The organism is Neisseria sp. HMSC074B07 (assembly GCF_001810355.1).
In the GTDB taxonomy this organism is placed as follows: Bacteria; Pseudomonadota; Gammaproteobacteria; order Burkholderiales; family Neisseriaceae; genus Neisseria.
In genome coordinates, this window is the sequence record NZ_KV800913.1 from 5411 (window position 1) to 22136 (window position 16726).

The following is a 16726-nucleotide window of genomic DNA, read 5'->3' on the forward strand; positions in this document are numbered from 1 at the left end:
GCCGTACTGGTTTAAAGTTAATCCACTATAAAAGGCGTTTTAACATTTATCTCTATAAGCAGGTTTGTTACAATTTCGGGAAAATTTTAGTGGAACCGCAAAATGCTGATGAACTCATCCGCCATCCTCCCGCCCGCCATGCTCGGCATCCTCGGCGGCGGCCAATTAGGCAGAATGTTTACCGTTGCTGCCAAAACCATGGGCTACAAAGTAACCGTACTCGACCCCGATCCGAACGCGCCGGCGGCGGAATTTGCCGACCGCCATTTGTGCGCGCCGTTTGACGATCAAGCCGCTTTGGACGAGTTGGCAAAATGCGCGGCGGTTACCACTGAATTTGAAAACGTCAATGCCGACGCGATGCGCTTTCTGGCAAAACATACCAACGTTTCCCCCAGCGGCGACTGCGTTGCCATCGCGCAAAACCGTATTCAGGAAAAAGCGTGGATACGCAAAGCGGGATTGCAAACCGCGCCGTATCAAGCAGTTTGCCGTTCAGACGACATCAGCGAAGAAAGCGCGCAATTCCTGCCCGGCATCCTGAAAACGGCTACGTTGGGTTACGACGGCAAAGGTCAAATCCGCGTCAAAACAGTGGACGAACTCAAAGCCGCGTTTGCCGAACACGGCGGCGTGGATTGCGTTTTAGAAAAAATGGTGGATTTGCGCGGCGAGATTTCCGTGATCGTATGTCGTCTGAACAATGAAAATGTGCAAACCTTCGACCCCGCCGAAAACATCCACGAAAACGGCATCCTTGCTTATTCCATCGTCCCCGCGCGGCTGAGTGCCGACGTGCAGCAACAGGCGCGGCAAATGGCGCAACGCTTGGCGGACGAACTGGATTATGTCGGCGTATTGGCGGTGGAAATGTTCGTCGTCGGCGACACGCACGAATTGGTCGTCAACGAAATCGCCCCGCGCCCGCACAATTCCGGCCACCACACCATCGATGCCTGCGCCGCAGACCAGTTCCAGCAGCAGGTACGCATTATGTGCAACCTGCCGCCCGCCGATACCAAGCTGCTTTCTGTATGCTGCATGGCGAATATTTTGGGCGACGTTTGGCAGGAAGACGGCGGCGAACCGAATTGGCTGCCGTTGCAAAGCCATCCGAACGCGCACCTGCACCTGTACGGCAAAAAAGCCGCGCGGAAAGGGCGCAAAATGGGGCATTTCACCGTTTTGTCCGCCGATGCCGACACTGCTTTTGAAGCAGCGGGAAAATTACATCAAAGCCTTTGAATATAAAATATAATATCGGAAACAGCGTTCAGACGACCCCCTGTCTGTTTATGAAGAAAACGTCGTCTGAACACGCATTACAATACATCTTACAACACATCTTGCCATGAGCCTTCTGACCATACTCCGTCCCGCAGTCGCGCAAGACTGCCAAGCCATACACAATGCCCATCTGCACGCCGTCCAATATACCTGCATCCGCAGTTACGACGATAAAGTATTGCATGCGTGGGAAGCCCTGCTCGATATCGACAGCTACCTCGAAACCATTTCCGATCCCGGCAAAGCCTTTTGGGTGGTGGAATACAGGGGGACCATACAGGGTTTTTTCCAAGTGGACTTCAAAGAAGCCCAATTGGACGCGTTGTATGTCCATCCCTTCGTTCATAATCACGGCTTGGGTACAGCCTTGCTGCGCCGTGCCGAAGAACTTGCCCATCAGGCGGGTTTGAGCTTTTTGAAACTGTACGCCTCGCTCAACTCCGTTCCTTTCTACCGCTTGAACCACTACGAATCTTTGGGTTCCGCCGTATTGCAGTTGAACAAAGACGTCAAGGTCAAGTGCGAACTGATGCGCAAATATCTATAAGCCGTTTTCAGACGACCTGTACGGAACGCCGAGGTCGTCTGAAAATGAGTTTTTTCATGTTCAACCTCGAAATATCCTCATGATGAAAACAGATTTCCAATCCGCCTTGAAAGCATTAGGCAAGCAAGCCAAAAAAGAAGCCGAAGCGCGGGCGCAGGAGCAAGCCTTGGCGAAGAAGCGCGAGGAAGAAAATATCGATTTTGCCAAAGCCGTAGGTGCAGTAACGCCGCTGAAAACCGCGCCGCGCTATGAAGCGCCGCGTGATAAAACGCCCATCAAACCCCGTCCGAAAGAACAGGAAAGTTTGGCGGTCGAAGATTATTTTTATGTCGGCAGCGGCGCTTCTTGGGATGAACCGCCTGCTTCGTTCAGTAAAAACGGACAAGGTAAGAACGACTTGCAACGTCTGCGCAACGGGCATTATCCCGTAGTCGCCGATGTCGATTTACACGGCTACACGCAGGAAGAGGCACAACAGGTTTTAAACGAATTTATCAAATTTACCCAAAAGCGTGGCGTGTGTGCCGAAATCATCCACGGCAGCGGTTTGGGCTCGTCAGGCTATAAACCCGTTTTAAAAAACATGACGCGCCGCTGGTTAATGCAGCACCCCGATGTATTGGCTTATATCGAGCCGAGGGAAGGCAATGACGGCGCTGTACGCATTTTGTTGAAGCGCAGGCACAGGGAAGATGAAGAATAGTTTTGTGCTAGATTGATTGCGCTGCGGCAATATTGTCTTGAGTGCAATCTACCGAACCATGTCAAAGGTCGTCTGAAACTGGGATTAGGGTTTCAGACGACCTTTTCGATTTTGGCAAATGCTGAAATTCTGCTTACGGCAAGAGCTTGCCCGGATTCATGATGTTGTGAGGGTCAAGCTGGACTTTGATGGCGCGCATCAGGGCGATTTCGGACGGAGTGCGGACGCTGGGGAGCCAGTGTTTTTTGATGGTGCCGATACCGTGTTCCGCCGCGATGGTGCCGTGGCAGGCGAGGATGTGTTCATAGACGATGGTGTTGACGGCATCTTCGTAGCGGTAAGCATCGTTGCTCAAAACGTCGGGCAGAAAGGTGTTGTAATGCAGGCTGCCGTCGCCCAAATGTCCGAAGCAGACAATTTGTATGTCGGGAAAGCGGGTTTCCAGGGCGGGTGCGCATTGACGGACAAAAGTAGCGACTTGGGCAATCGGGACGGCGATGTCGTGTTTGATGCTGGTACCGAGCTTGCGTTGGGATGCGGAAATGTTTTCACGCAGCGCCCACAGTTCGAGGCGCTCTTGTTCGGATTGCGCGATGATGCTGTTTTCTTTGCCGTTTTGATAGAGAAACTCGGCAAGTTTTTCATCGAGTGAGGCATCGGGAACGGAGTCGGTCAGTTCGAGCAGAACGTGCCAGTTTGCATCGGTCGGCTGTTTAAGACGGCTGAACTCGGAAGACAATGCCAAAGCGTAGCGGCTGATCAGCTCGAAACTGGTTAGACGTTCGGCAAAATGCCCTTGTACGGCTGTTAAAAGCTGTACGGCAGATTCGATGTCATCCAAACCTACCCACGTGGTGGCTATGGTTTGCGGGCGGGCGAAGAGTTTGAGCGTGGCGGCGGTGATAATGCCGAGCGTACCTTCGCTGCCGATAAAAAGGTGGCGTAGGTCGTAACCGGTGGTATTTTTGTGCAGTGGTTGGAGATGGGAAACAAGTTCGCCATTGGGTAGGACAACTTCCAAACCCAATACCAAGTCGCGCATACTGCCGTAGCGTAAAACGTTTAATCCGCCGGCGTTGCAGGCAATATTGCCGCCGATTTCGCACGAACCTTCACTGGCAAGACTGAGAGGAAACAGCCTGCCTGCTTCGGCTGCCGCTTTTTGGACATTTTGCAGGATTACGCCCGCCTCGACGGTGATGCTGTTATCGGCAAGGTTGATTTCGCGGATGCAGCTGATTTTGGAGAGATTGAGCAGTACGCCGCCGGAAGCTACCGCTGCGCCGCACAAACCGGTATTGCCGCCCTGCGGGGTAACGGGGATACGGTTTTCAAAACAAAACCGCATGATTTCTTGTACATTTTCTATGGAATGCGGTTGCAAGATGATGTCGGGCTCGGAAACAAAACGGCGACGCTGGTCGTTTAGAAGAGCTGGAGTGGCTTCGAGGATTTCGGCGGAAGAAAGGAATTCAAGAAAGCGGTCGTACAGATTGGACATGGCGGGAAGCAGGAATGGTTTATATGTGTACGGGGATTATATAGTGGATAAGGGGCGCGAAAAACGGTAAAGGTCGTCTGAAAAATAAAAAAGCAGGATACAATCCGTATCCTGCTTTTTTAACTGTAAAAATATTATTTTGCAGCAGAAGCGGCAGAAGCAGCAGCTGAGCTGGCAGCAGAAGCAGCACCAGTTGCAGCAGAAGCAGCGGTATTAGCTGCAGAAGCGGCAGTGTTGGCAGCAGAAGCAGCGGTGTTAGCTGCAGAAGCGGCTTCAGTTGCAGAGGAAGCGGCAGAAGCAGCACCGGTTGCAGAAGAAGCGGCAGAAGCAGCAGTTTCAGAAGCACCGGAAGCGGTAGGAGCAGCAGTATCAGCGCCTTTGTTACAAGCAGCCAAAGCCAAAGATAACAGAGCAGCAGCAATCAGAGATTTTTTCATTTTGAGAACCTTCTTTAAATCGATTTAAGTAGAACAAAACAACAAAACGACATATAAGTCGTTTCATTTAGAGTAAAAATTCATTGCTGAATTTCCTGCATTATGCCCCACAGGGTGCTTCGGTGCAACGATACGGACGAATTAGTAATTTTTAATCAATCTGAAATGGACGAAAGACGGGGGTGAAACTAGTCCGCATTGGCTGTTATTCAATGTACATTTGAAATAAATTGTATAGTAAAATTTATTTATTTCATGCGTTTACATTTGAATAATGCGCTACGGGCCTTTGTTTTCAATCGGTTTAAATGAAATGCGGGCAGTTGTTGCGCATAAAAGCAAAAAGTTGTAAAAAAGTTACACGGATATAAAGATTATCAAAATTTACGCTTTTGCGTGCAATATGTTAAATATTGTGCGTATTAATTTATAATTGTTAGTTTTGATAATTTTGCGATAAATCTCCGTGCATGACGGCGGTGTGTTAGAATGCTTCAGATTTGTTGGCAGAGGGTTGTCAATAAAGAAAACCTGTTTTGATAAACGGTCATGATAAAGGATAAAAAATGGCTATTGAAAAAAATTCTGTGGTTTCGCTTCACTATGAAATGTACGATGCGGACAACCAACTGCTGGACAAAACCGAAGAACCCATCGTCTATCTGCACGGTGGATATGACGGCATTTTCCCTTTGGTGGAAGAAGCTTTGCACGAGAAAAACGTCGGCGATACCGTTGAAGTCGCGCTGTCACCCGATGACGCTTTCGGCGAGCAAGATCCCAGCCTGGTGCGTATTGAAGATGTCAGCGTATTCCCTGTCGATGTGGAAGTAGGCATGATGTTTGAAGCCGATGATCCTGAAACCGGCGACGTCTTGATTTACCGCGTAACCGACGTGGCGGACGGCAAAGCCGTAGTTGACGGCAACCATCCGCTTGCCGGCATGAAAATCTTGTTCAAAGCGACAGTTGACGGCGTGCGCGATGCGACTGAAGAGGAAATCGCACACGGCCACGTTCACGGCCCGCACGGTCATCATCACTAATTAAGTTGATTGACAATCTAAGAGGTCGTCTGAAAACAGGATTGGGTTTCTGTTTTCAGACGACCTTTTTGTATTTTGCTAAGAATATTGCTGTGGTATGGCATCGCTTAATGGATTAATCTTCGGCATAAAATTCATATATGTCGGTTTCACTCCGGGTAAAAACCAGAGCCAATTTACCTTCAGGTATTCTTTTTTGGGACATGCTGCCGATGCAGATTCCTAGGCTTGGAAAGGTGAGGTAATGTTTTCCTTCGAGAAAATGATGTTCGTTTTTTAGTTTTTCTATGCTCTCAGTTTCAAAGAGATTCAAGCCGTTGAAAATAGGATATGTGTATTGATTGCAAGTGACGGCAACCAGCCTGTTTTCCTTATATTGTAATTCGCACGAACCTCGTGTTTCAAAAGTACATCCTAAGATGTTGTGTTGCAATACTCTTTCTGCTTTGCCGAATTCGGCAATGATTTGTTGCATGGTATTGCCGAGTTTGAAAAATTTACTATTTGTTTCTACGCCTTCAAAGGATGAGATTTTTACTTCATGAGGTTCTGCTTCCGAAGGTTTCTTTTTGACTTTATTTTGCCAAAAATCTGTCAACTTAGTTTCTTCTTTGGCAAAAACGATGGCGGCTTTGCCCTCCGGTATGCGTTTTTGACTCATACCACCAATGCAGATACCGAGTTCAGGAAAGGTAATATACGATTTTTCTTCAATAAAATCATTCTGCTGCTTGATTTTTTCTAGGTTTTCGGCTGTAAAGAAGTTTAAGCCGCCAAGCATGGGGTTGGTATGTTTGTTGCAAATGACGGCAACAAGTTTGTCTGCCCTATATTTTAATTCACAGGCAAACCTGTACTCTGTGCTGATATTCAAAAGGTTGTTTTGCACCACTTCGCTGGCCTCTCCAAATTCGGCGATAATTTGCTCATTGGTTTTACCAAGCTCAAAAAATTTGTCGCCTAAATCCACGCCTTTAAAAGGGATAATCTGAAACTTGTTTACCGTCATTTTGATTGCCTCATTTTTTAAATGGTGATTGCCTAAGCATTATTCGATGGCAAGCTGAGCCAGTTCGTCTTTCGTGAATGCTTCCAGCAGAATATACGCTGCGTCGATAAAGCGGTATTTTTCTTTGGGCAGTCTTGAGATAAAGGTTTCGTAGGGTAGCTCGGTGAGCGAACCGTTATCGTTGGCAAAAATCAATGTCCAGCTGCTGATATCGTTGTTGGATATATCCGGATCCTCGCCGTATTCTATTTCGGGTTTGTAGGGCAGAATAGTGGGTAGTTCAGGGCTTAAGGCATAAAAACCGATGAGTTCACCTGTGTCACTTTTCTCCCCAATCATTTGCCGAGCGGAATAGACATCCAGCCATTGGGTTTCACGCATCAGGCGGCTGAAGGCTGCGAGTGGGTCGTTGTCGGCTAGAATTTTGTCGCGAATCTCTTTGTTCAGTGCCACAGGGCGGGTAACGCCGTAGAATTTATAGTTTTGTATTTCGTCTTCATCTTCAAAAGGCACCATGGATATACCGGCCTGTATGTCTGGTTTGAAATCGAAGGTTTGGATGGTGTCGGCAGTGAAGGTTTCACCGGTTTCGCAGGTAATCGGTTGTTTGAGCGCGCGGGCTAAATCGGCGAGATATTGCAGGGCAATTTGCCAGTCTTCCAAAGTGCTGGGCGTGAATTGCCGCACAGCGTATTCCTGTGTGTCTTCATCAAAGGATAATTCAAATCCCCTACCGCTTTTTTCGTTCACGCCAAGCAGCAGACATTCGAAGTCGGATAACGGCATGGCTTGAAATTGCTTTAAATCAAAATCTTCATCGTGTTCATCAAATGAAAATTGTGCCAGCGGCTGCAATGAAAGCTGGAAACATTCCTGCACTGTTAATACAGGCAAGCGGCTAAATAGCTTTTTGGGATTTTTGATGTAAAAAGAAATGCTCATCGGAATATCCTTTCCAAATTTTGGCGGTATTTAGCCGTTATTTGTAGACAGTTTGTACAATGAAATTAATGCAGGCTGTTTTAAGTTTTCAGACGACCTCGGATTTTTTGTGACTGTTAAACGGCAAAATGGTCGTATCCGTCATCGATTTTTACACAGGCGCGTTGAGGGTGTGGCTTCGTCGCCTGCCGTACCTTCGGTGTAAACGGTGCCGCCAGCCTGCAACACAGCACTTTTACCCGCCCTACCAGAATCCCTGTTGCTGCCCAACCATATCGGGCGGCGACTGCATATACGTCCGCACAAAATCAAAGAAATCGCGGCTGATTTCAAAATGTCCGTAACGCAGCATGGAGGCGTATTTTTTCCATTCGGGATGCGTGCGGATGATGTCTATCGGGCAGTTGCGGCGGGTTTCGGCATACTCCACATTGCGGCGGAAGGGGATGAAGGTCTCGCTCATTTGGAACGGATAGGCGGTATCGTCCGTAATTTGCCCGAATGCGGTAAAGGCTTGCAGTTTTTCCGTGCCGTCCATGCGGATTTTCGGGCTGTAATAAAGCAGCCAGTCGCCGCGCTTCATGCGGTTGAGCGGTGCGGCTTTGCCGTGGCACACTTGGCAGAACCCGCCTGCCACGCCGCGCAGGACGTGTTCTTGGGATACGGTACCAATCCAATATTTCGTCATTATTGTCTTTCTATCGGTTGCGGATTTGAAGCTGCCTACACTTGGGTTTTCCGAAAGTGCAGGCTGCTTTTTGGGGTTTCAGACGGCATTCAGGCTGCTTGAAAACGCCTATCCTACCCTACGCGCCGCTGTCCAACGCCAGCCGCATCACCGACACGGTTTCGCCGTTATGCGGCCGCGTTTCAATTTCGCGCCAGCCGTATTTGGCGTACACCGCCTGCACGTCGGGCGTGTAAAGATAGAGTTCGGGCAGGCCGAGCCGCTGCGCTTCAATCAGGGCGTGTTCCATCAGATGCCTGCCCACGCCGCGCCCGCGTGCTTCGGGCAGCACGAACACGTCGCCCAGCCAGTATTCGTATTGCGGCAGCGCGGCGATGTCGTGCCGTTTCAGCGCGGCTGAACCGAGCAGTCGCCCACCGTCCACCGCCAGCCAGGCAAGCGGCAGGTCATTGCCTTCCAAGCAGCGGGCGTAATAGGCGCGGATTTTTTCCACATTCTGCCACGGGGCGAAATCGTGCCATTCGGCGTGCAGGGCGTGGGCGAGGGTGTCGATGTGCTGCGGCTGTTCCGCTAGCGGGACGATATTTATCGGTGAGGTGGTCTCCAAGGGCTTTCAGGCTACCTGAAAACGGTGTGGGTTATGCCGCGTGGGCAGAAGTATTCTGTCTGATAAAGTCCAGCAGCATTGCACCAACATCGTCCTGCGGGCCGCCGATGCTTAATGCTGTGGAAAGGTGGTTGTGGTGCGGCAGTTCGCGCAAGTCGGCCTGCGGGCAGGCATCGCGCAAAGCCTGCGCCTGCTGCCGGAACAGCGGCGGGTCGTATTGCGAGACAGTGTAAAGCGCGGGCACGCGGATTCGGCCGAGTTGCGGCAGATTGCCGGTGCGTTCGGACGGCGCGCCGTAATAGGAACTGATGCCCGGGTGCGTGCCTGCTGACGGCGGGTCGTAAATCCCCGAAAACATGATTACGCCTGCAACCGGCAGCGGCACGTTTTGGCGTTGCCCGAAGGCGAGTGCATCGGCAACATGGGCCGCGCCTGCAGACTGCCCGACAAGCCAAATCCGCGCATCGGGCCGTTCGCGGTGCAGCAGACCGACAACGCTGGTAATGTCGTCCCGTGCATCAGGATAGGGATGGTCGGGGGCAAGGCGGTAGTCGGGAACGACGGCCTGCATTCCACTGGCTTCCGCCCATGCGCCGATATTGGCGAAAAACGGGCTGTCGGGGTTGCCTTTGCTGCCGGCAACAAAGCCGCCGCCGTGTATATAGACGATGATGTCCGATTTGTCGGGCAGGCCGTAGCGGTCGAATTTCTGGTGTTTGTGCCCACCGTAGGCAAGGTCGCGCCGGACGTGTTCGGGCGAAGGGGCTGTGGGGGCAAGCAGTTGGTAGGTTGCTGCAACAAATTCTGGGGAGAGGCTGCCGCCGTGTATCCGGTCTAAGGCGGCGATTTGGGTTTGCTGTCCGGGAGTCATGGGATTCTTTCGGGTGGGTGGGGACAGGGTTTCAGGTTGCCTGAAAAACCTTACTCGTCTTCGGTCAGGTGGCAGACGAAACCGGCGAAGCTGTCTGCACTGTATTCTTCCGTCAAATCGTCCTGATAGATATTGATGACGGGTGGTTCGCCGTTTGCGCCGGTGTTGCGGTAGTCCAGCGCGAAAAAGCTGTGTCCGTTGTCTTCTTGGGCGAAAAAGTGCAGGCTGCTTTTCGGTTTTCAGACGACCTACGATACCGTATGGTCGTCTGAAACCTTTATTGCCGTACTGTTTTACCGTTCGATTTGGCTTACATCCCGCACCGCGCCTTTGTCGGCTGAAGTCGCCATGGCGCCGTAGGCGCGCAGGGCGGCGGAGACGTAGCGGTCGCGGTTTTCCGGTTTCCACGCTTTGCTGCCGCGCGCTTCCATTTCGGCGCGGCGGGCGGCGAGTTCTTCGTCGGACACTTTCAGGTTGATGCTGCGGTTGGGGATGTCGATTTCGATGGTATCGCCTTCGTGCACCAAGCCGATGGCGCCGCCTTCCGCCGCTTCGGGCGAAGCGTGGCCGATGGACAAACCTGATGTACCGCCGGAGAAACGTCCGTCGGTCAGTAAGGCGCAGGCTTTGCCGAGGCCTTTGGATTTCAGGTAGGAAGTCGGATACAGCATTTCCTGCATGCCCGGTCCGCCTTTCGGGCCTTCGTAGCGGATGATGACGATGTCGCCGGCGACGATTTGGTTGCCCAAAATGCCTTCGACGGCGGCTTCCTGGCTTTCAAACACGCGGGCGCGGCCGGTGAATTTGAGGATGCTCTCGTCCACGCCTGCGGTTTTTACCACGCAGCCGCGTTCGGCGATGTTGCCGAACAAGACCGCCAAACCACCGTCTTGCGAGTAGGCGTGTTCGACATTGCGGATGCAGCCTTTTTCGCGGTCGAGGTCGAGGGTTTTCCACATGCGGTTTTGCGAGAACGCTTGGGTGGTGCGCACGCCACCGGGCGCGGCTTTGAAGCGTTCGATGGCGTGGGTGTTTTCGGGATTGGTCACGTCCCATTGTTCAATCGCGTCTTTCAGCGTCGGCGCGTGGATGGTGTACACGTCGGTGTGCAGTTTGCCCGCTTTGTCCAATTCTTTCAGGATGGCGAAAATGCCGCCTGCGCGGTGCACGTCTTCCATGTAGTAGTCGTGGTTGTTGGGCGCGGTTTTACAGATGCAGGGCACGACGCGGCTTAAGCGGTCGATGTCGGCCATTTTGAAATCCACGCCGGCTTCGTTGGCAACGGCAAGCAAATGCAGGATGGTGTTGGTGGAACCGCCCATGGCGATGTCCATAGTCATGGCGTTTTCAAACGCTTTTTTGGTGGCGATGCTGCGCGGCAGTACGGTTTCGTCGTCTTGCTCGTAATAGCGTTTGGTGATTTCGACAATCATGCGGCCGGCTTCGAGGAACAATTCTTTGCGGCCGGCATGGGTGGCGAGGTAGGAGCCGTTGCCGGGCAGGGACAGGCCGAGCGCTTCGGTCAGGCAGTTCATGGAGTTGGCGGTGAACATGCCGGAGCAGGAGCCGCAGGTCGGGCAGGCGTTTTGTTCAACTTCTTCGACTTGCTGGTTGCTGACATTGTCGTCCGCCGATTCAATCATGGCGTCAATCAAGTCCAAGCGGCGTTCGGGCTGGATGTTTGCCACGCCGATGACTTTGCCCGCTTCCATCGGACCACCGGAAACGAAGATGGTCGGGATGTTCAGGCGCATGGCGGCAATCAGCATTCCGGGGGTGATTTTGTCGCAGTTGGAAATGCACACCAACGCGTCGGCGCAGTGGGCGTTCACCATGTATTCGATGGAGTCGGCAATCAAATCGCGGCTGGGCAGGGAGTACAGCATGCCGCTGTGTCCCATGGCGATGCCGTCGTCGATGGCGATGGTGTTGAATTCTTTGGCGATTGCGCCGGCTTTTTCGATTTCGCGGGCAACCAGCTGGCCCATGTTATGCAGATGGACATGGCCGGGCACGAATTGGGTGAACGAGTTGGCAACGGCGATGATGGGTTTGCCGAAGTCGGTTTCCATCACGCCGGTGGCGCGCCACAATGCGCGTGCGCCCGCCATATTGCGGCCGTGGGTGGAGGTTTTGGAGCGGTATTCTGGCATGGGGTATTCCTCAGAGGGGTGGTATTTTGAAAGACGAGCCGTCTGAAATAAAGGTATCGACTTGAGCAACCTTTGTTTCAGACGGCCTTTAGACCGGTATTTTATATGAAATACCGCATAATAAGAAATGCTTTAAGGCAAACGAAAGGTCGTCTGAAACAAGGTTTCGACTTTGCGAAAACTGTTTTTCAGACGACCTTGATGGCAGGGGGGATTTATTAATCGAACTTATCCGGTTCGTACAATTCATCCCTACGCAGCTTGAGATAGCGGGTAACTAGCTACAATCCCAGCTATATGCTACTTTGGAAAAATCTAGTTTGGCTAAATCGTCGGGGTGAATGAAGAAACCGCCCACACCCAGGTCTCCCCATATGATTTCTATCCCGTCCTCCCATTCACTTTGCAGTTGGAACAGCAGGATATAGTCTTTCAATTCATCGTGCTCTTCGCGTGGGTCATTTTGGGTGAAATCAGGGTAACCGCCTATCTGGTGGCCACCACTGAAGCTTTCCATGACTTCATATTCCAAATCTTCATTGCTGTGAATCTGCCAGAAATTTTCGTTCTTACCGCCTTCATACCTTTCCAAAATTTGTGCGAAACGGTAGTCGCTGCAACTGACAAGCTGCGTTCCCTGTTCGAACGACATGGCAAAGGACTGTTCGGGATTATGCGGCAGGCCGAATTCTTCGCCGTAGTAATGCGGATAATCCGATTGCTGGAGGCTGTCGTCTTCCACTACGTCGGCATGATAAATTACGCGGAAGCCGTCATTGTTGAGCAAATTATCCAGATCGCAGCCGTATAAATCGTCACTGTGGATGAAAAACTGCAACAGACCTTGTCGGGGAAAATTCTCCAGCGGTGGTGTTTGGGCGAAGTTGATTTGTGCCAACAGCGTGAGCGGATCACCATTTGCCGTGTGTGGATATTCGGCACCGAGCGGCAAATAGGGAGCGCCTCCGACTTTGCTGTCCCAGCGGCGCAGGCTGCTTTTGTTTGCAGGTGACAGCTTGATGCGGACAACGGGTTTTTCAGTAGACAAAAGCTGCTGCCGATAGGGGGCGATGAGCGGATTTTCCCAGTTTATCATTTCATTTTCCTTTTAATTTTTCAGTGAATTAACGATATAAAGATTGTCTGAAACCACATTATTGTCAAACCGAAATCAATTTTCAGACGACCTAAAAACTTATACTTTTCTGGTTTTCATGGCTCATTTCAAAGCCGTTTTCCAGTCCAAACCACCAAGGGAGGGGACTTGGGTGATGCTGTGGTCGGCAAGGTTGATGGCGGTCAGTTCGCCGCCCCAAAGCGCGCCGGTGTCGAGGGAAAGGATGTTGTCGGTGTTCATAAAGCCCAGCGACGACCAGTGTCCGAAGACGATGGTGTGGCTGAGGTTTTGCCTGTCGGGGGCTTTGAACCAAGGGCGAAGGTTCGGGGGCATTTTTTTGAGGGTGGATTTGTAGTCGTAATCGAGTTCGTTTTTCAGCGTCAGCGCGCGCATTCGGGTGAAGACGTTGAGAATCATGCGCAGGCGGTCATAGCCGGTCAGATCGTCGCGCCATTCGGCAGGTTTGTTGCCGTACATTTTGGAGAAAAACTTTTTGTATTTTTTGCCGCGCAGTTCGGCTTCGGTTTCGCTGGCGAGCAGTTCGGCGCGGGCGATGGTCCACTGGGGCAGGATGCCGGCGTGAACCATAACATGGCGCACGCCTTTGATCAGCAGGGGCTGGAAGCGCAGCCAATCGAGCATTTTTTTGCTGTCGGGGTGTTGGAGGATGGGGGTGATGGTGTCGCTGCGCTTGATCGTGCCTTCGCCGTAGCCGACGGCAAGCAGGTGCAGGTCGTGGTTTCCGAGAACCATGCGGACGCTGCTTTCGTGTTCCATGCAGAATTGGAGGACTTCGAGGGATTTGGGGCCGCGGTTGACGATGTCGCCGACGAGCCAGAGGGTGTCTGTACCGTGGTTGAAGTTGATTTTGTCGAGCAAAAGGGTGAGTTCGTCGAAGCAGCCTTGAATATCGCCGATTGCGTAGTGTGCCATTGTTGTTATTGTCCGATAGTGTGTGGTGTTTCAGACGACCTTTGGCTTGTGGGAGGTCGTCTGAAAACGGGTTGCGTGTCTTATGCGTTCAGTACCAGCACGGCTTCGGCTTCGACCTGCACGCCTTTGGGCAGGGAGGCGACACCGACGGCGGCGCGGGCGGGGAAGGGTTCTTGGATGAACTCTGCCATGACTTCGTTGAAGACGGCGAAGTTGGCGAGGTCGGTCAGGTAGGCGTTGAGTTTGACGATGTCGCCCAGCGTGCCGCCTGCGGCTTCGGCAACGGCTTGCAGGTTTTTAAAGACTTGGTGGGCTTCGGTACGGAAGTCTCCGTTGCCGACAACGGTCATGGTGGCGGGATCGAGGGGGATTTGACCGCTCATGTAAACGGTGTCGCCCGCGCGCACGGCTTGGCTGTATGCGCCGATGGCGGCGGGGGCTTTGTCGGTGTGGATGATGGTTTTGGACATGATTTTCTCCTGTTGTCGGGGTCGTCTGAAAGATGGAAGCTTTGATGAAAACGGTGTCGATTATCGTATAAAACCGAGTGATTGTGTAGGGTATGGATATTTTCAGACGACCTTTGGTTAAATAAATTTGAATGAGAATAGAATTATAGTGGATTAACTTTAAACCAGTACGGCGTTGCCTCGCCTTGGCTCAAAGAGACATTCTCTAAGGTGCTGAAGCAGGTTCCGTACTATCTGTACTGTCTGCGGCTTCGTCGCCTTGTCCTGATTTAAATTTAATCCACTATAGATCGTATATACTTCGATCGTTTGCGAAAACCGCCCGAAGCTTGGACGCTTCGGGCGGTTTCGTTATGGAGGGATGCGAGAATTAGAATTTCACGCGGACGCCGGTGGAAAATTCGTGAGCGTGTACTTTCAAGCCGTCGAATTTGCCCAAGTGGTTGTAGCGGTAGCCGGCGTCCAAAGCGACGTTTTCGGTAATGTCATAACCTACGCCTGCCAATACGCCTACGCCGGTTTTAGTTTTGCGGATCGATTCAGTCTCATGAAAATTCACACTGCGGTAATCGTCGTCATAAGAAAAGCGGTTGATGCCTACGCGTGCGCCGACATAAGGTTTGACTGGGGAATTTAAGTTGAAATCATAAATGGCGGAAACGCCGACGCTTTGGAGTTTGATTTTCGAGTCGAGTGTGTAATTCCGACCCTGTTCATGGTCTTTTAAAGTTTTATAGTGGGTGTAATCAGCAGCGACACGAAAATCACCGAAATCATATCCGGCAGACAGGCGCGGGCTGAAGCCTTTGCTACTGGTCTTGCCACCTTCATCGTTGGTTTTAAGGGTTGAGTGGCCAAGATCGCCTTGAATATAGAAACCACGGCTGTCATCTGCCAGCGCAACGGTTGAGATGGAGAGGGCAATCAGGGTAGTCAGAATTTTTTTCATGTTTGTTTCCTTGCAACGGAATAAGGGGTATTACCGCCGAATATTTATTCAAGACCGACGGTTATCTCAATTGTATTTTATTATGATAAAACAAACAAGATAAAAACTGTCTGTCATGGTTTTCGTTAGCAGCCTGCGGATGTTACGGTTTGGCGTAACAAGGTCGTCTGAAAAAATCCAATCTTACAAAAAGCATTGCAACAAATCGTTTAAAAACAACCGTCCCCGTTCGGTCGGGCGGAACACGGTCGGATCGGTTGCCAACAAACCTTTTTGTCTTGCCGTTTCGATTTGCGCCATGATTTTGGCGGCGGGTACGCCCGTGCGTTCCTGCAACATTGCGGCGGGTACGCCGTCAGTCAGGCGCAGGGCGTTCATCATGAATTCGAACGGCAAATCTTCGGCGGCGACGGTTTTGCGTTCAACAGCTTCACTCGGCTGACTTTGCATTAAGGCGAGGTAGTCGTTGGGATGGCGGCGGCGGACGGTGCGCTCGATGCGGTCGGGGTAGGAGATTTTGCCGTGCGCGCCCGCTCCTATGCCCAAATAATCGCCGAACTGCCAGTAGTTCAAATTGTGGCGGCACTGCATGGCGGGTTTCGCAAAAGCCGATGTTTCGTAGTGGACAAAACCCGCGCCTTCCAGCGCGCCGTGTACCGCGTCTTCGATGTCGAGGGCGGCTTCGTCTTGCGGTAAACCTTTCGGCGGCGTATGGCCGAACGGCGTGTTCGGCTCCATCGTCAGATGATACGCGCTGATGTGGGTCGCGCCCGTGGCGATGGCGGTTTGCACGTCGTCCAATGCCGTCTGAACAGTTTGGTTCGGCAGGGCATACATCAAGTCGATATTGACTTTATCAAATAATTTCAAGGCAGTGGCTATGGCGGTTAAGGCTTCTTTGCCGTTGTGGACGCGCCCCAGCCGTGCAAGCATATCGTCGTTGAAACTCTGCACGCCAATAGAAAGCCGCGTGATACCCGCATCTTTAAATCCTTGAAATTTCTCAATTTCAAACGTACCCGGATTGGCTTCCAACGTAATTTCCGCTTCCGGCTGCAAGCGCAACAGCGAACGCACGCCGCTCAACAAACGGTCAATCGATTCCGCCTGAAACAGGCTGGGCGTACCGCCGCCAAAAAATATCGTTTCTACCGGTCTGCCCCATATATTGGGCAATTCAAGCTGCAAATCGGTCAGCAGCGCGTCGATATAGGCGGCTTCGGGCAATCCGTTTTTCAGGCTGTGGGAATTGAAGTCGCAATACGGACATTTTTTGATGCACCACGGGATGTGGATATAGAGCGACAGGGGCGGCAGGGCGGTGAGTTGTCCGGGGCGTTGGAAAGTGATTTGGGTCATGGTGTGTTTTTTGGGATTGAGGTCGTCTGAAATTTTTTCAGACGACAGTTGCGGTATTATATAGTGGATTAATTTTAAATCAGGACAAGGCGACGAAGCTGCAGACA

At 51.7% G+C, this 16726-nt stretch carries 18 protein-coding genes; 5 read left to right on the forward strand and 13 right to left on the reverse strand.

Annotated features, from left to right (window positions below; genetic code table 11):
* Nucleotides 1-108 precede the first annotated feature (108 nt).
* From HMPREF2726_RS03305 to HMPREF2726_RS03315, 3 genes are all read left to right on the forward strand, one after another.
* Nucleotides 109-1245, forward strand: coding sequence for a 5-(carboxyamino)imidazole ribonucleotide synthase (locus tag HMPREF2726_RS03305; protein ID WP_070602172.1), 1137 nt, complete (start codon nucleotides 109-111; stop codon nucleotides 1243-1245).
* Between the two features lie 106 nt (nucleotides 1246-1351).
* Nucleotides 1352-1834 carry a GNAT family N-acetyltransferase gene (locus HMPREF2726_RS03310; protein WP_003756935.1) on the forward strand — a complete coding sequence of 161 codons (483 nt, stop codon included), beginning with the start codon at nucleotides 1352-1354 and terminating at the stop codon, nucleotides 1832-1834.
* 82 nt (nucleotides 1835-1916) lie between these two features.
* Nucleotides 1917-2537, forward strand: coding sequence for a Smr/MutS family protein (locus tag HMPREF2726_RS03315; RefSeq protein WP_148132462.1), 621 nt, complete (start codon nucleotides 1917-1919; stop codon nucleotides 2535-2537).
* Nucleotides 2538-2670: 133 nt separating this feature from the next.
* Here the strand turns inward: HMPREF2726_RS03315 and HMPREF2726_RS03320 are convergent, their stop codons facing one another.
* Both HMPREF2726_RS03320 and HMPREF2726_RS03325 read right to left on the reverse strand, forming a co-directional pair.
* Nucleotides 2671-4038 carry an FAD-binding oxidoreductase gene (locus tag HMPREF2726_RS03320; RefSeq protein WP_070602158.1) on the reverse strand — a complete coding sequence of 456 codons (1368 nt, stop codon included), beginning with the start codon at nucleotides 4036-4038 and terminating at the stop codon, nucleotides 2671-2673.
* A gap of 134 nt (nucleotides 4039-4172) precedes the next feature.
* Nucleotides 4173-4475, reverse strand: a complete 303-nt coding sequence (locus HMPREF2726_RS03325) for a hypothetical protein (protein WP_049224223.1) — start codon at nucleotides 4473-4475, stop codon at nucleotides 4173-4175.
* A gap of 566 nt (nucleotides 4476-5041) precedes the next feature.
* Between HMPREF2726_RS03325 and HMPREF2726_RS03330 the strand changes: the two genes are divergently transcribed.
* Entirely contained in the window at nucleotides 5042-5521 is a 480-nt protein-coding gene (locus HMPREF2726_RS03330; protein ID WP_009311725.1) for an FKBP-type peptidyl-prolyl cis-trans isomerase, read from the forward strand.
* A gap of 115 nt (nucleotides 5522-5636) precedes the next feature.
* On the opposite strand, the gene HMPREF2726_RS03335 is transcribed toward HMPREF2726_RS03330, so the two are convergent.
* The 5 genes from HMPREF2726_RS03335 to HMPREF2726_RS03355 all read right to left on the reverse strand — a co-directional run bounded on the left by HMPREF2726_RS03335 (nucleotide 5637) and on the right by HMPREF2726_RS03355 (nucleotide 9638).
* Nucleotides 5637-6530 (reverse strand): hypothetical protein, encoded by an 894-nt coding sequence (locus HMPREF2726_RS03335; protein ID WP_009311724.1) that lies wholly within the window; start codon nucleotides 6528-6530, stop codon nucleotides 5637-5639.
* A 39-nt stretch (nucleotides 6531-6569) separates the two neighbouring features.
* On the reverse strand, nucleotides 6570-7472 hold the full coding sequence (locus HMPREF2726_RS03340) for a DUF4299 family protein (protein WP_070602159.1): 903 nt from the start codon (nucleotides 7470-7472) through the stop codon (nucleotides 6570-6572).
* A gap of 244 nt (nucleotides 7473-7716) precedes the next feature.
* Complete coding sequence (locus tag HMPREF2726_RS03345) at nucleotides 7717-8160, reverse strand: EVE domain-containing protein (protein ID WP_070602161.1); 444 nt, start codon at nucleotides 8158-8160, stop codon at nucleotides 7717-7719.
* Nucleotides 8161-8278: 118 nt separating this feature from the next.
* On the reverse strand, nucleotides 8279-8749 hold the full coding sequence (locus tag HMPREF2726_RS03350; RefSeq protein ID WP_070602174.1) for a GNAT family N-acetyltransferase: 471 nt from the start codon (nucleotides 8747-8749) through the stop codon (nucleotides 8279-8281).
* 49 nt (nucleotides 8750-8798) lie between these two features.
* Complete coding sequence (locus HMPREF2726_RS03355; protein ID WP_070602163.1) at nucleotides 8799-9638, reverse strand: alpha/beta hydrolase; 840 nt, start codon at nucleotides 9636-9638, stop codon at nucleotides 8799-8801.
* Nucleotides 9639-9706: 68 nt separating this feature from the next.
* Here HMPREF2726_RS03355 and HMPREF2726_RS03360 point away from each other — a divergent pair, with 68 nt between their 5' ends.
* Complete coding sequence (locus tag HMPREF2726_RS03360; RefSeq protein ID WP_070602166.1) at nucleotides 9707-9910, forward strand: hypothetical protein; 204 nt, start codon at nucleotides 9707-9709, stop codon at nucleotides 9908-9910.
* A gap of 21 nt (nucleotides 9911-9931) precedes the next feature.
* On the opposite strand, the gene ilvD is transcribed toward HMPREF2726_RS03360, so the two are convergent.
* From ilvD to hemW, 6 genes are all read right to left on the reverse strand, one after another.
* Nucleotides 9932-11791 carry a dihydroxy-acid dehydratase gene (gene ilvD, locus HMPREF2726_RS03365; RefSeq protein ID WP_070602168.1) on the reverse strand — a complete coding sequence of 620 codons (1860 nt, stop codon included), beginning with the start codon at nucleotides 11789-11791 and terminating at the stop codon, nucleotides 9932-9934.
* Nucleotides 11792-12068: 277 nt separating this feature from the next.
* On the reverse strand, nucleotides 12069-12887 hold the full coding sequence (locus tag HMPREF2726_RS03370) for a YwqG family protein (protein ID WP_003766930.1): 819 nt from the start codon (nucleotides 12885-12887) through the stop codon (nucleotides 12069-12071).
* A 123-nt stretch (nucleotides 12888-13010) separates the two neighbouring features.
* Nucleotides 13011-13841, reverse strand: a complete 831-nt coding sequence (locus HMPREF2726_RS03375) for a symmetrical bis(5'-nucleosyl)-tetraphosphatase (protein WP_009311717.1) — start codon at nucleotides 13839-13841, stop codon at nucleotides 13011-13013.
* Nucleotides 13842-13921: 80 nt separating this feature from the next.
* Nucleotides 13922-14311, reverse strand: coding sequence for a RidA family protein (locus HMPREF2726_RS03380; RefSeq protein WP_070602170.1), 390 nt, complete (start codon nucleotides 14309-14311; stop codon nucleotides 13922-13924).
* 370 nt (nucleotides 14312-14681) lie between these two features.
* Nucleotides 14682-15260, reverse strand: a complete 579-nt coding sequence (locus HMPREF2726_RS03385; protein WP_003766937.1) for an opacity family porin — start codon at nucleotides 15258-15260, stop codon at nucleotides 14682-14684.
* Between the two features lie 183 nt (nucleotides 15261-15443).
* A complete protein-coding gene (hemW, locus tag HMPREF2726_RS03390) occupies nucleotides 15444-16619 on the reverse strand; it encodes a radical SAM family heme chaperone HemW (RefSeq protein WP_070602176.1) in 1176 nt (391 codons plus the stop codon).
* Between the last annotated feature and the right edge of the window lie 107 nt (nucleotides 16620-16726).